We start from the raw sequence: 13,837 nt of genomic DNA on the forward strand, positions 1-13,837 counted from the left end.
TGTCAACGACCTTGCGCGTCAAGGGCATTGACCTCTTCCACGGCCAGGTTCTACGTTCCCGCTGAGCACTTCTGTGCGGTCTGCGCACAGCGGCCTACGCACAGCCTGTCGAAGAACTGTCCCAACAGTTTCAATAGGGGGAGTGATGCGTCGTCTGCTCATCGGCCTCGTGACCGGCGCCGTGTTCGTCGCCGCGACGGCCTGCGGTTCGTCCGACTCCCCCGGGTCGGACGACGAGGACAAGGCTTCCGGCGGTACCACCACGGTCAAGGTCGGCGTCATCCCCATCATCGACGTCGCCCCGATGTACCTGGGCCAGAAGAAGGGCTTCTACAGCGAGCGGGGCATCGAGCTGGCGCTGACCAGCGCGCAGGGCGGGGCGGCGATCGTGCCCGGCGTGGTCTCCGGCCAGTTCGACTTCGGCTTCAGCAACATGACGTCCCTGCTGGTCGCCCAGTCCAAGAACGTGCCGGTCGAGGCCGTGGTGAACGGTGTCGCGTCCACCGGCAAGAAGGGTGCCGACTTCGCGGAACTCGCCGTGAAGAAGGGCAGCCCGCTCAAGTCCGCCAAGGACGTGGAGGGCAAGAAGGTCGCCGCCAACACGCTCAACAACATCTGCGACACCTCGACCAGGGAGTCGGTCCGCAAGGACGGCGGCGACCCGTCCAAGGTCAAGTTCGTGGAGATGCCCTTCGACCAGATGCCGGCCGCGCTCGAAGGCGGTCAGGTGGACGCGGCCTGTGTCGTGGAACCGGCGCTCGCGAGCATCAAGGCACAGGGCGGCACCTCCATCGCCTCGCTCTTCGTCGACGTGTCGCCCGACCTCACCGTGGCGATGTTCTTCTCCTCCCAGAAGTACGTCCAGCAGAACCCGGAGATGGTGAAGAAGTTCCAGGCGGCGACCATCGAGTCCCTGGAGTACGCGGACAGCCACCCGGAGGAGGTCCGCGAGATCATCACCACGTACACGAAGATCCCGAAGGCGCTGGTGGAGTCGCTGATCCTGCCCCGGTGGCCCGCGGAGCCGGACCGCCGCTCCATCGAGAGGCTGGCCGAACTGGGGCAGCAGGACGGCCTGTTCGAGAAGGAGCCGGACCTGAACAAGCTGCTTCCGTGAGGGGTACCAACGCCCTGCTGGGCGCCTGCGGGCTCGCGGCCTTCCTCGCTCTCGGCGAGGTGGTGCCGCGGCTCGGGCTGGTCGACGAGGACTACTTCCCGCCGACCAGCCGTATCGCCGACGCGCTCGCCACCGAGCTCGCCGACGAGGCGTTCTGGACCGCGCTCGGGGACACGCTCACCGGCTGGGCGATCGGCCTGGTCATCGCCGTGAGCGCGGGCATCGTCGCGGGCGTCCTGATCTCGGTCACGCCCTACCTCCGTGAGGCGACGGCCTCGACGATCGAGTTCCTGCGCCCGATCCCGTCGGTGGCGCTGATCCCGCTCGCCGTGCTCCTGTACGGCACCGAACTGCGCTCGGTGCTCCTGCTCGTCGTGTACGCGTCGTTCTGGCAGGTCCTCGTGCAGGTCATGTACGGCGTCCAGGACGTCGACCCGGTCGCCGAGGAGACCGCCCGCTCCTACGGCCTGGGCACCTGGGCACGGGTCCGCCATGTGCTGTGGCCGACGGCACTCCCGTACGTCATGACGGGTGTGCGGCTGGCCGCCGCGGTGGCGCTGATCCTCGTCGTGACCGCCGAACTCGTCATCGGGGCGCCGGGGTTGGGCGCGCGGATCGCCGTCGCGCAGACTTCGCAGGCGGTGCCGGAGATGTACGCGCTGGTGGTGGTCACCGGTCTGCTCGGGCTTCTCATCAACGTGGGCGCGCGGACCGTCGAGCGGCGGGCGCTGGCCTGGCACCAGTCCGTACGCGGGGAGGTGGCGGTGTGAACGGCGGCGCGAGGGTCAGGAAGGGCAGCCGGGTGACCGACGGCATCCAGCGTGTCCTGCTGCGGCTGTTCCTCGTCGTGGCGCTGCCCGTCGTGCTCGTCGTGGCGTGGTGGTTCGCGTCGGACGACAGCACGGACATCTACTGGCCGCCGCTGCGCACCATCCTCACCACGTTCCCGGACGTGTGGACCGGCGATCGGCTGCACGACGACGTACTGCCCAGCGTGCTGCGGCTGAGCGCCGGTTACGCGTGCGCGGCCGTCGCCGGGGTGGCGCTGGGCACGGTGATCGGCTCGTACCGCCGGGTGCGGGCGGTGTGCGAACCGGTCCTTGAGTTCCTGCGGGCGGTGCCGCCGCCCGTGCTCGTCCCGGTGATCATGCTGTTCGCGGGCATCGGCGACACCATGAAGGTCGCGGTGATCGCCAGCGGCTGCGTCTGGCCGATCCTGCTCAACACCGTCGAGGGCGTACGGGCGGTCGACTCGGTGATGTCCGAGACGGCCCGCTCCTACGGCATCACGGGCGCCGCCCGGCTGCGGCACCTGGTGCTGCGCTCGGCGAGCCCGCAGATCTTCGCGGGGCTGCGCCAGTCCCTGTCCATCGGCATCATCCTGATGGTCATCAGTGAGATGTTCGCCGCCAGCAACGGGCTCGGCTTCACCATCGTCCAGTTCCAGCGCGGCTTCGCCATCCCCGACATGTGGACCGGGATCCTGCTGCTCGGTCTGCTCGGGTTCGTCCTGTCGGTCGTCTTCCGGCTCGTCGAGCGGCGCGCGCTCGGCTGGTACCACGGTCTGCGCGACGCCTCCCGGCGGTCGTCGTGAACCTCGCGAAAGGGCGGTCCATGCTCGACGTAAACGGCCTCAAGAAGGTCTACGAGGGATCGGGCCGGCGCGTGGAGGCGGTGCGCGACCTCACCTTCACGGTGGACACCGGCGAACTCGTCTGCCTGGTCGGGCCGTCGGGCTGCGGCAAGACGACCCTGCTGAAGTGTGTGGGCGGGCTGCTCACACCCACGGCCGGCGAGGTGCTGGTCGGGGGCCGCCGGGTGACCGGACCGCCGCCCGACATGGCGGTCGTCTTCCAGGAGTACGGGCGCAGTCTGTTCCCCTGGATGCGGGTACGCGAGAACGTCGAACTACCGCTGAAACAGAAGAAGTTCAGTGGCGCCAGGCGGCGTGAGCTGGTCACCGACGCCCTGGAGTCCGTGGGCCTCACGGACGCCGCGGGCGCGTACCCGTGGCAGCTTTCGGGTGGCATGCAGCAGCGGGTGGCCATCGCCCGCGCCCTGGCGTACGAGCCACAGGTGCTGCTCATGGACGAGCCGTTCGCGGCGGTGGACGCCCAGACCCGGGCCGACCTGGAGGACCTGGTCCGCGGGCTGTGGCGGCAGCGGGGCATCACGATCCTCTTCGTGACGCACGACATCGACGAGGCCGTCTACCTCGGCGAGCGGGTGCTGATCCTGTCCTCCTCCCCGACCGTCGTCCAGGAACAGCTGAAGATCGACCTCCCCGCCGACCGGGACCAGTTGCACACCCGGGTGGCGCCGCGCTTCGCCGAACTGCGCACTCATGTGTACGAGCAGATCCAGGCGGCGAAACGCGGTGCGCCGGTCGCCGACCGGCTGGTGAAGGACCTCACGTCGGACACGCCTCCGCCGCGGTGAGAGCCCGTGCCGGACACCGGCTCCGAGACGCGGCGCCGGGACCGCGCACGTGTCACCAGCGGCCGACGGTGACCCTCACGCCTCGGCCGCGGGCACCACGCTGAGATGGGTCGCCGTGCGCCGGCCGCGTCCGGGCCGGTTCGTACGGCGGGTCGCCGGTGTCGGGCGGCGGGCCTCGCGCAGGACCAGCGTCAGGCGCGTGTACCCCATGTCACGAAGGGTCTTGGGGGTCTCGCCGACGATCCGGCACGTACTCCCCCAGCGCGGGTCCGGGTGCAGCAGCGGCCGTACCGCGCCGTCGTGCTCGACGGCGTGCGCGCCGACCGAGCGGATCCAGTGCGGCAGACCCTGCCGGTAGGCGGCGTCCATGATCGGGTCCTGGGCGATGTCCCGCAGGATCGACTGGAGTCCGTGGTCGTGGCCGTGCCGTTCCACGGCGGCGGCGAAGTGCGCCAGCATCGGCAGGCACCAGCTCGACTCGTGCTCGGCGAGGACCGTGCCCGCGTCCGGGTGGAACAGGACGAACCGGAGGAAGTTGTCGCCCGGCATCGCGGTGGGGTGCGGGCCGACCGCGCGGAAAAGTGTCTCGAACGCGTCGTTGGCGAGGACGACGTCCCAGCGGTGGTCGACGACGACGGACGGAAAGGTGACGGCGTCCAGGAGTGCTGCGTAGTCCTGGAGATACGCCTGGGCCTCAAGACTCTCGGGGACGGGTCGCGGCTGCGGCCGGGGCCCTCCTGCCTGGTATGCCATCGGGAGGTCCACCCCTCTTGCCTATGCGGCCTTCACGCGGCGTCGTGATCCTGCTACCCCGGCCGGAGCGGTGTCAACTATCGTGGCATTTGGCGCCCGTTGACGGCTGAATCCCGCCACAGTTGTGGCGAGACCTGGATGCGAGTTCGACCAAAGGGCTACTCTCCGGTCTTCGGGCAGTTCACGCTGCACAACACGGATCCCCACAGGGACTTCACGTCCGAGGGATCCGGTTCCCCCACAGCGGTCGGTCGATTGAGACGTAGGAGAACTGTCGGTGACGGATGGCTTCGAGGTTCCGGGCGCCACGGCGACGGGTCTGCTGCCGGCCGTCGTGGCCCGGGTCGCCGGTCTCGCGGACCGGCTCGGCGCACCGCACAGCGAGGTGTTCGACGTCCGCCGGCTGTCCGCCGCGTCGGGCGTCCCCGAGGTCGTGGTCCGGTCCCTGCTGAACGGGCGGCCCGCGGGCGAGCCCGACCTCCAGGCCCGCTTCCTGCAGCGCCTCGACCTGCTGCGCCGTACCCGGCTGAAGCCCAACGGCCGCCGCTACACCCAGCAGGAGATCGCCGACGGCGCGGGCATGTCGCGCCAGCAGGCGGGCGCGCTCATCAACGGCGACCGGCGCCCGACGATGGAGCACTGCGACGCCATCCAGCGCTTCTTCCGCGTCCACGCCGGCTTCCTGACCGCCGAGGACCCCGAGGCACTCGCCGGCGCCCTGCAGCGCACCGAGCAGGATCTGCTGCAGCGGCTCGCCGACCGGGAGCGCCAGGCGGACCCGGCGATCGCCGACGACCCGCTGGAGCGGCTGCTGCAGGACCACGGCGTCCGTGGCATCGCCTGGCGGGCCGCGCAACTGCCCACCGATCAGCACCGGGACAAGGTCGCCGAGTGGCTGGACATGCTCCTGGAGAGCGTCAAGCGGCCCGAGTCGTGATCCGGGGGACTGCCGTGGGTGTCGGAAGGGAGATGCGCCGTCTGTGCGGCCAGCTGGTCGACGAGCTGTCGCTGCCGGCGCCGGCGGAGCCCGGGGACCTGTACGCGGCCCTGTGCGGGGCAATGAGCAGACGGCGCGGCCGTCCGGTCCGCTTCCGTACGGCCGCCTTCCCGCCGGGCACCGCCAGCGGGCTCTGGCTCGACATGGCGGAGCAGGACCTCGTGGTCGTCGAGGAGCGCACCGCGCCCGACCACCAGCTGGTGATCCTCGGCCACGAGCTGTGGCACATGAACGCGGGCCACCGCGGCCATCACGTGGAGGGCGCGGCCGTCGCCGCCCGGCTGCTGTCGGACGGCGCCGACCTGCGGGAGACCGTCCTCAGGGTGGCGGCGCGCACCCGGTTCGACCTGGCCGACGAGAAGGACGCCGAGAGCTTCGGCCTGCTGCTGGCGAGCAGGTGCCGTGTGTGGCTGGCCGGTTCGGCGCTGCGCGGTCCCGTACGGCGTGAGGGGCTCGCGGGCCGGATCGAGGCGTCCCTGGGCTATCGCGGCCCGCAGGGCTGAGAGCGCCGACGCACCGTGGACGGCTCCAGTTACTACCTGCCCGCTGTCGCCATGGCGGCCGTGCTCGCCGCCAAGGGGCCCTCGCTGCTGCGCTCCTGGCGTGATCCGCTGCTGCGGTCGGTGTGCTGGCTGATGGCGCTGACGGGGCTGGTGTTCTTCTTCGCGGCGCCGCCGACCATCGCCGAGGTGAACGACGTCCTCGGCGTCCCGAACATCTCCGCGCCGCTCGTCTACTGTCTGCTGAGCGCGTTCAGCGCGGCCTGTCTGGTGCTGATCGTCAACTGGCGTGGCGGCCCGCCGGAGGCGACCCGCCGGATGTCGCGGCGCTGGATCACCGGGTACGGCGTCGTGATCGTGGTGCTGCTCGTGCTGTTCGCCCTCGGTGACACCCCGGTCGAGCGGCTGCGGGACTTCGACACGTACTACGCGGGTGAGCCGTTCGTCCGCGAGATGATCGTGCTCTATCTCGGCGCGCTGGCCGTGGCGGGTGTCGCGATGAACGTGATGTGCGGGCGCTGGGCCCTTCAGGTCCAGGGCCGGCTGCGGGCGGGACTGCTGATCATCGTGGCGGGCTATGTGTGCAACATCGCCTATCTGACGGCCAAGTTCACGGCGGTGGTCGCGCGCTGGAACGGCGGGAACCTCGACCACCTCAGCTCCGACGTGGCCCCGGTGCTCGCCTCGGCCGGGGCGCAGATCAGCGCGGTCGGCTTCTGTCTTCCGCTGGCCTGCCAGCGGGCCGGCGACACCTGGTCGACCTGGTCGACGTACCGCCGCCTGGGGCCGTTGTGGCGGGAACTGGCGCCGGTCTCGCCGCACGCGGGCCGGGCGGCACGGATGTCCTGGTGGTCCCCCGCCGAACTCCAGGTCACCCAGCGGGAGTCGGACATCCACGACGGGATGCTCAGTCTGTATCCCTACTTCGACGCGGGGTTGCGGGCGCGTGCCCATGCCGCGGCGCTGGCGGCGGGCTCCGACCCCGCCCGGGCCCGGGCGGAGGCCGACGCGGCGATGGTCGCGGCGGCGGTCCGGGCCCGGACCGCCGACCCGGAGGGCCGCCTCACCCACTCCACGGACCCGGCCGGGGCCCCCGAGGCCCCGCGCGACCTGGTCCGCGTGTCCCTCGCCCTGCTCCGCTCCCCCGTGGTCGAGGCGGCCCGCAGCACACGCCTCTGAAGTGGGCGCAGTCCTTGAAGTGGGCGCAGCCCTGAAAGGGCGTGGGGAACGGCGCGCCCAGCCCCCACACACCCGCGGACGAGCACCCGCCCTCCCACGGGAACCGCGAACGCGTCAGGTCGCACTCCGCTCACTCGCCGCACGCAGATCCCGCTCCAGCTCACGGTTGCGGACCGTGTCCGGCCGCCCCGCCGCGGTACCGGGCCGGCCGGCCCTGAGCAGCTCGCTCCACCGCTCACGGCTCCAGTCGGCGGGGCTCGTGGTGCCGGTGAACTCCTGGACCAGGGAGAGGAACCGCGCCGGGTCCGCGTGGAACAGGAAGTGCCCGGCACCCTCGAAGATCTCCAGCCGGCTGCCGGGCATCGCCTCGTGCGCCCCGTAGGCGTGCCGCACCGGCACCACGCCGTCCCGGTCGCCCCACATCAGCATCGTGGGCATGCCCTCGGTGAGATAGCAGCGGTCGAGCATGGTCACCACCTGGCCGCGCCAGTCGACCACGGCCCGCAGGGTGCGGATGAACGCGCTGCGCGAGGTCGCGTCGGGCAGCGCGTCCACGAGCGTGAGCAACTCCGGTGCGTCCTGGCCCAGATCGGTGTCGAGCAGCCGCATCAGGTGCGCGAACAGCCGGGCCTGGAATCCCATGCCGGGCAGTTGCAGCGCGGACAGCGCGAGATGGGCGCCGGGCAGCGACACGGCCCGCAGTACGGGGTTCACCTCGCGGCCCACACCGCCGGCGCCGACCAGGATCAGCCGCTCGGTGCGCTCGGGGAACTGGTAGGCGAACTGCATGGCGACCCCGCCGCCGAACGAGTGCCCGACGAGCGTGGCCTGTTCGACGCCGAGGGCGGCGAGCAGATCGCGCAGGCCGTTGGCGTAGGCGGCCACCGAGTAGTCGGCCCGGGGTTTGTCCGAGGCGCCGTGGCCCAGCAGGTCGGGGGCGATCACCGTGTGGGTGCGGGCGAGGTCGGGGATGAGCCCGGCCCAGGTCGCCGAGGAGTCGCCGATGCCGTGGATCAGGACGAGGGCCGGGCCTTCACCGGTCATGCGGTAGGCGCGTCGGTAGCCGTGCACCACGCGGTGGTGCAGCCGCAGTTCCCCGTCGCCCACGGGCCGCAGCCGCATGGCCCTGCGCGGGCGCCGTCGTGGGGTGTCGACCACCGGCTCGTCCCTCTCTCCTGGCTGCTCCTCCGTGCTGCTCCTCCGGCTCCGTTCCGGTCGCTCGCCGGGCCGCCGGGAGTGCGGCCCAAGGCCCTGGTTCCAGCGTAAGCCCCTTGTCCGACAAGGGGTTTCCGTGATGTTTCCCCTCCGCTAACCGGGCGAACGAACACGCACGGAAAGGGCATTGTCAGTGGCGGACGGCAAGCTGGACCCAGCGCCACCGCTGTGCGGCGGCGCGTGCACGACCCAAGAGCGGAAGCCGAGCCGAACCGGGAGAGCCGTCCGATGCCGACAGCCGTACTGACCGATCACGAACGCACCGCCGTACAGGCCTATCTGCGTCTGCTGCAGACCGTACGAGCCTCGCTGGACGCTCCGCCCGGTTCGGGCCGACCCGTCGTCGTGCCGCCCTCCGCCCTCGCGGAGGCGGAGCGCGCACTGGCCGCGGCGGGCCTCGAGGGGAACGAGGAAGCGTTCTTCCGTCTGCTGCACACGTGGTGCCCGGAGGTGTGATGAGCCACCGTCAGTCCCTCGACGGGTGGGGAGCCGCGCTCAGTCCCGCCCGTGCGACACCCCGTGCGGCACGGTCACCGAGGTCGCCACAAGTCCCCGGTCCATCGTCCAGCGTCCCTCGAAGCGGCCGATGCGACGGCCGTCCACCACCGGACCGGGTACGAGGAGTCCGGCGCTCAGGCCGCCGGACGTGGTGTGTCCGGGATCCATGAAGACCTCGATGTCGGCCTCCGAGAAGTCGAGCCACTTCCCGGTGAGGGGGAACCACGCCTTGTAGACCGACTCCTTGGCGCTGAACAGGAGCCGGTCCCAGTGGATCCGCGGATGGTGTCCGGCGAGCACGCCGAGCCGCCGGACCTCGTCGGGCAGCGCCACCGACGACAGCACGTCGTCGGGGAGCGGCCGATGGGGCTCCGCGTCGATCCCGAGCGAGGCCAGGTCGGCGGCGCGGGCCAGTGCGGCGGCGGCGTAGCCCTCGCAGTGCGTCATGCTGCCGATCAGCCCGGCGGGCCACCGCGGGGCTCCCCGGTCACCGGTCAGGACGGCCTGTGGGGGCACGCCGAGCTTCTCCATGGCGCGCCTGGCACACCCGCGCACCACGGTGAACTCCCGGCGCCGCTTCTCGACGGCGCGCGCGATCAGCGCTTCCTCGCCGGGATACAGCTCGGGGTACGGCGTCGGGCCCGCGGTGCTCCCGGTGCCCTCGGTGTGGTCGTCAGCGTGTGCCTCCACGGCCACGACCGACTCCGGGAGCAGTTCCTCGATCACCGGATCCGACCTCCATCGGCAGAATGCGGCGCAGCTTGCCCGGCGGTTCCGAGCGCTTGCGCCACTCGCGGGGGTAACCCACGGACACCTCTTCGAAGCGGACGCCGTCGAGCCAGGTGGTGCGGGGAATGTGCAGGTGACCGTAGACCATGGCGGTCACCCGGTGGGTGCGGTGCCAGTCGGCGGTCAGCCGGGTGCCGCACCACATGGCGAACTCCGGGTACCAGAGGACTTCCGTGGGGTGCCGGTCCAGCGGGTAGTGGTTGACGAGCACCGTGGGCAGACCGTCGGGGATCTCCGCGAGCCTGCGTTCGGTCTCCGCCACCCGGGCCCGGCACCAGGCCTCGCGGCTGGGGTACGGATCGGGGTGCAGCAGGTGCTCGTCGGTGCAGACGATGCCGGTCCCGTGGGCGTACGCGAGTCCCTCTTCCTTGGTCGCGCAGCCCGCGGGCAGGAACGAGTAGTCGTAGAGGAGGAAGAGCGGGGCCACGGCGACGGGTCCGCCGGGGCCCTCCCATACGGGGTAGGGGTCCTCCGGGGTGATCACGCCCAGCTCGCGGCACAGCTCCACGAGATGTTCGTAGCGGGCCACTCCGCGCAGGGTGACGGTGTCCTTGGGGTGGGTCCACAGCTCGTGGTTGCCGGGTGCCCAGATCACCTTGCCGAAGCGGCGGCCGAGCGTTTCGAGGGTCCAGCGGATGTCGGCCACCGTCTCCGCGACGTCACCGGCCACCAGGAGCCAGTCGTCGTCGGTCTCGGGGCGCATCTCCTCGACGAGGGCGCGGTTCTCGGCGTATCCGACGTGGAGGTCGCTGATGGCCAGCAGCCGGCCCTGACGGTCAGCCGTCGTCACCCTCGCTCCCTCCCCGTGCCGGGTCGCCTCTCGGCCGCCCGGATGAGAACACAAGAACACACGCGCGGGGCGGCGTACAAGACCGACTCCGTCCGGGCTTCGCACCCGGACGCCGAGTCGCGCCGACGCCGGGCGAACCGGGCTCCGACGCATGCCGCGGCAGGCCCGAGCGATGCCCGTGATCCGCCCGACGGCCGGGTACGGGCCCGCGCCCACCCGGCGCACACCGCCGAACCGCTCCGTCGCCCCGTCCCCCGTCCCCCGTCCGGCCTATGACGTGCCGGCTCGCCGACGTCCCGGTCCGCCGGCCGGTCGGCGGTGACCCGGAGCACCGGAGCCGGTCCGGGCGGGCCGTGTGCCGACCGCCCGGCAGCGTGGGGGTGCAGGGCCTCTGACCTGCCACGGGAGCGTGCGCGACCCCGTCCCGCAGCCCCCGCGGGCGATTCCGTAACACGCCCGTAGCAGCAGCACTGCTCAAGAACCCCTATGATCGGCCATACACAACCGCCACGAACTCCCGTTTTCGAACGGCGGTTTTGTGTACCCACTCACCTTGTTGCCGAGCACGGCCTGCTTCGCCGTGCCCGCGAACCTTGAAAGGCGGCCTGCATGGTCTCTCGCGTACGCGTCTGGCTCAACCGCACGTACGCGGAGAACGTGTTCTTCATGGATCAGCTGCGGCGAAATCCGTGTGGCCGTGCGGTCGAGATCCACGCCACCCACGGTGACCCCGACTCCCCGATCCTGGCCGCCGCCGACTTCGCCGCGATGGAGCCGCAGGGGCTGTCCCCGGCCGCCTACGTCGAGTACGCGCTCGACCAGTGCGCCCGGTACTCGATCGACGTGTTCGTGCCGGTCCTGCACCAGACGGCGCTGGCCGAGCACCGCGAGGACTTCGCCGCGGTCGGCACGGCGCTGCTCGCACCGCCCGCCGAGGCCGTGCACACCTTCCAGGACAAGGTCGTCGCGTACGAGGCCGTCGAGAAGCTCGGCGTGCCGGTGCCCCCGTGGTCGCGGGTGCGCACCGCGGACGAGCTGATCGCGGCGGTCGACAAACTGGAGGCGGCCGGTCACAAGGCGTGCTTCAAGCCCGCCTCCGGAGCCGGTGGTGTCGGCTTCCGCATCATCACGCGCACCCCCTTCTCGCTGATGCACCTGAGCGGCTTCCCCAGCCCGTACATGCCGCTCGACCTGGTCGTCCAGGCGCTGCGGCAGGCCGACGAGCCCGTGGACTGGCTGGTCATGCCCCTGCTGGGCGAGCCGGAGGTGTCCGTGGACTGCCTCACGGGTCCGGACGGACGGGTCCGGATGGCCGTGGGCCGCACGAAGAACGGGCGGCGGCGCGGTTTCACGCTCGACCCGTCGTTCATCGAGCCGGCGCGGGTCCTCGCGGAGGGCTTCGGGCTGCACTACCTGACGAACATCCAGTTCCGGATGTTCGGTGACGAGCCGGTCCTCATGGACGTCAACACGCGCCCGGCCGGTGGACTGCACCAGCTCTCGCAGTGCGGGATCAACGCGCCGTGGGCGGCCGTGCGCCTCGCGCTGGGCGAGGAGCCCGGCGATCTCGTGCCGCCGTTCCTCGGCTCGGACTACGCGGTGGTCTCCGGTCCGCGCGCGGTCCGTCCCGTGTCGGCGCCCGAGCAGCTCGCGGACCTCCCCGCGCACGTGTCGGCGCCGGACGCCTCCGTCACCGCGCCGGACGCCGTCGCCGAAGCCCAGACCACCCACTCGGCCCATTCGGCCCAGGGAACCCATACGGCCCAGGGTTCACAGACTTCGGACAGGCCCTTGACAGTCTGATTGGTCCATACCAACTTGGTGCACGTGCCACCTCCCGTACCCCCCATACGTTCAGGGAGATCACGTGCGCCTCAGACGTTCAGGACGTTCCCGACACCGCTTCCTCGCCCTGCTGGGTTCGGCCGCCCTGGCCTTCGCCGGGGCGGTCGCCCTTCCCGGCACCGCCCAGGCGGCCAATGTGCTGGCCAACCCCGGCTTCGAGTCGGGCGGCCTCTCCCCCTGGTCCTGCACGGGCAACCTCGGCTCCATCGTGTCGAGCCCCGTGCACGGCGGCACGAAAGCCCTTGCGGGCGCGGCGAGTTCGAGTGACATCGCCAAGTGCGGCCAGACCGTGTCGGTCCAGCCGAACACCGCGTACCGCCTGACGGGCTGGGTGCGCGGCAGCTACGTCTACCTCGGGGTGGACGGCGGCGCCTCGACCTGGACCCAGTCCCCCACCACGTACAGCCAGTTGACCGTGTCGTTCACGACCGGCGCCTCCCAGACGAGCGCGACGGTCTACACGCACGGCTGGTACGCGCAGGGCACCTATCAGGCCGACGACATCAGCCTGGACGGGCCGGGCGGTGGCGGCTCGGACACCCAGGCCCCGACCGCTCCGGCGAGCCTGCGCTCCACCGGGAAGACCTCGTCGAGCGTGTCGCTGGCGTGGAACGCGTCGAGCGACAACGTCGGCGTCACCGCGTACGACATCTACAGCGGCTCGAACCAGGTGCTCAGCGTCTCCGGGACGAGTGCCACGGTCAGCGGGCTCTCGCCGAGCACCGCGTACACGTTCACGGTGCGGGCGCGGGACGCCGCGGGGAACCGCTCGGCGGCCTCCAACTCCGTTGCGGTGACGACCGACGCGGGTGGCGGGGGTACCGGCTTCAAGCAGGCCGCGCCCTATCTCTACCTCGGCTGGGGCGACCCGCCGAGCGCCCCCTCGGTGATGGGCTCGACGGGCGTCAAGTGGTTCACGATGGCGTTCATCCTCTCCTCGGGCGGCTGCAACCCGGCCTGGGACGGGACACGTCCGCTGACCGGCGGCAACGACCAGTCCGTCATCAGCTCCATCCGTTCCGCGGGCGGCGACATCGTCCCGTCCATCGGCGGCTGGAGCGGCAACAAGCTCGGGCCGAACTGCTCGACACCGGAGGCGCTCGCGGGCGCGTACCAGAAGGTGATCGACGCGTACGGGCTGAAGGCCGTCGACGTCGACATCGAGAACTCGGACGAATTCGAGAACGAGGTCGTGCAGGACCGCATCCTCAACGCCCTGAAGATCGTCAAGCAGAACAACCCGGGGCTACGGACGGTCATCACCTTCGGCACCTCGACGACCGGCCCGAACTACTGGGGCAACCGGCTGATCGAGCGGGCCCGGGCGCTCAACGCCGACATCGACGTCTTCACGATCATGCCGTTCGACTTCGGGGGCGGCGCCGACATGTACGGCAACACGGTGAACGCCACCGAGGGCCTGAAGACCAAGCTCAAGTCGGTCTTCGGCTGGGACGACGCCACCGCGTACGCGCACATCGGGATCTCCGGCATGAACGGTCTCAGTGACCAGCAGGAGCTGACCTCGCCGGCGACCTGGACGCAGATCCGCGACTGGGCGAACTCGCGTCACATCGCGCGTCTCGCCTTCTGGTCGGTCAACCGCGACCGGCCGTGCCCCGGCGGCGGCGTGGTCAGCAACTGCTCCGGGATCAGCCAGAGCGACTGGCAGTTCACCTCGATCACGGCCGGCTTCACCGGCTGACCGGTACGAA

14 protein-coding genes are annotated in these 13,837 nt (G+C 71.1%); 10 read left to right on the plus strand and 4 right to left on the minus strand.

The genetic code is table 11. The features are described 5' to 3' along the window. Positions 1–145 precede the first annotated feature (145 nt). From OHS59_RS08945 to OHS59_RS08960, 4 genes are read left to right on the plus strand one after another with little or no spacing between them, the layout of a single operon-like run. Positions 146–1,117 (plus strand): ABC transporter substrate-binding protein, encoded by a 972-nt coding sequence (locus OHS59_RS08945; protein ID WP_328492845.1) that lies wholly within the window; start codon positions 146–148, stop codon positions 1,115–1,117. Further along, on the plus strand, positions 1,114–1,887 hold the full coding sequence (locus OHS59_RS08950; protein ID WP_328492846.1) for an ABC transporter permease: 774 nt from the start codon (positions 1,114–1,116) through the stop codon (positions 1,885–1,887). Before OHS59_RS08945 ends, OHS59_RS08950 begins: the two co-directional genes overlap by 4 nt. 44 nt (positions 1,888–1,931) lie before the next feature. Continuing rightward, complete coding sequence (locus OHS59_RS08955) at positions 1,932–2,711, plus strand: ABC transporter permease (protein ID WP_328499132.1); 780 nt, start codon at positions 1,932–1,934, stop codon at positions 2,709–2,711. 20 nt (positions 2,712–2,731) lie between these two features. Beyond that, on the plus strand, positions 2,732–3,556 hold the full coding sequence (locus tag OHS59_RS08960) for an ABC transporter ATP-binding protein (protein ID WP_328492847.1): 825 nt from the start codon (positions 2,732–2,734) through the stop codon (positions 3,554–3,556). A gap of 75 nt (positions 3,557–3,631) precedes the next feature. On the opposite strand, the gene OHS59_RS08965 is transcribed toward OHS59_RS08960, so the two are convergent. After that, positions 3,632–4,309, minus strand: coding sequence for an MmyB family transcriptional regulator (locus OHS59_RS08965; RefSeq protein WP_328492848.1), 678 nt, complete (start codon positions 4,307–4,309; stop codon positions 3,632–3,634). A 277-nt stretch (positions 4,310–4,586) separates the two neighbouring features. Between OHS59_RS08965 and OHS59_RS08970 the strand changes: the two genes are divergently transcribed. Genes OHS59_RS08970 through OHS59_RS08980 form a run of 3 tightly spaced genes read left to right on the plus strand, consistent with a single transcriptional unit; the run spans position 4,587 to position 6,985 of the window. After that, positions 4,587–5,246, plus strand: a complete 660-nt coding sequence (locus OHS59_RS08970) for a helix-turn-helix domain-containing protein (RefSeq protein ID WP_328492849.1) — start codon at positions 4,587–4,589, stop codon at positions 5,244–5,246. A 32-nt stretch (positions 5,247–5,278) separates the two neighbouring features. Then, a complete protein-coding gene (locus OHS59_RS08975) occupies positions 5,279–5,809 on the plus strand; it encodes a toxin-antitoxin system, toxin component (RefSeq protein ID WP_328499133.1) in 531 nt (176 codons plus the stop codon). 15 nt (positions 5,810–5,824) lie between these two features. Further along, positions 5,825–6,985, plus strand: coding sequence for an MAB_1171c family putative transporter (locus OHS59_RS08980; protein WP_328492850.1), 1,161 nt, complete (start codon positions 5,825–5,827; stop codon positions 6,983–6,985). 114 nt (positions 6,986–7,099) lie between these two features. Here the strand turns inward: OHS59_RS08980 and OHS59_RS08985 are convergent, their stop codons facing one another. Continuing rightward, the gene (locus OHS59_RS08985) at positions 7,100–8,143 is read right to left on the minus strand and encodes an alpha/beta fold hydrolase (RefSeq protein ID WP_328492851.1); all 1,044 of its coding nucleotides are present in this window, start codon (positions 8,141–8,143) and stop codon (positions 7,100–7,102) included. 285 nt (positions 8,144–8,428) lie between these two features. Here OHS59_RS08985 and OHS59_RS08990 point away from each other — a divergent pair, with 285 nt between their 5' ends. Next, complete coding sequence (locus OHS59_RS08990; RefSeq protein ID WP_328492852.1) at positions 8,429–8,656, plus strand: hypothetical protein; 228 nt, start codon at positions 8,429–8,431, stop codon at positions 8,654–8,656. A 39-nt stretch (positions 8,657–8,695) separates the two neighbouring features. On the opposite strand, the gene OHS59_RS08995 is transcribed toward OHS59_RS08990, so the two are convergent. Both OHS59_RS08995 and OHS59_RS09000 read right to left on the minus strand, forming a co-directional pair. Further along, positions 8,696–9,424 carry a 4'-phosphopantetheinyl transferase family protein gene (locus OHS59_RS08995; protein ID WP_328492853.1) on the minus strand — a complete coding sequence of 243 codons (729 nt, stop codon included), beginning with the start codon at positions 9,422–9,424 and terminating at the stop codon, positions 8,696–8,698. Further along, on the minus strand, positions 9,372–10,277 hold the full coding sequence (locus OHS59_RS09000) for a metallophosphoesterase family protein (protein WP_328492854.1): 906 nt from the start codon (positions 10,275–10,277) through the stop codon (positions 9,372–9,374). Before OHS59_RS09000 ends, OHS59_RS08995 begins: the two co-directional genes overlap by 53 nt. A gap of 609 nt (positions 10,278–10,886) precedes the next feature. On the opposite strand from OHS59_RS09000, the gene OHS59_RS09005 reads away from it, so the two are divergent. Both OHS59_RS09005 and OHS59_RS09010 read left to right on the plus strand, forming a co-directional pair. Next, the gene (locus OHS59_RS09005; protein WP_328492855.1) at positions 10,887–12,080 is read left to right on the plus strand and encodes an ATP-grasp domain-containing protein; all 1,194 of its coding nucleotides are present in this window, start codon (positions 10,887–10,889) and stop codon (positions 12,078–12,080) included. A 64-nt stretch (positions 12,081–12,144) separates the two neighbouring features. Next, on the plus strand, positions 12,145–13,827 hold the full coding sequence (locus OHS59_RS09010; protein WP_328492856.1) for a carbohydrate binding domain-containing protein: 1,683 nt from the start codon (positions 12,145–12,147) through the stop codon (positions 13,825–13,827). The last annotated feature ends 10 nt before the right edge of the window (positions 13,828–13,837 follow it).

The sequence above is a fragment of the Streptomyces sp. NBC_00414 genome, from assembly GCF_036038375.1.
Taxonomy (GTDB): Bacteria; Actinomycetota; Actinomycetes; order Streptomycetales; family Streptomycetaceae; genus Streptomyces.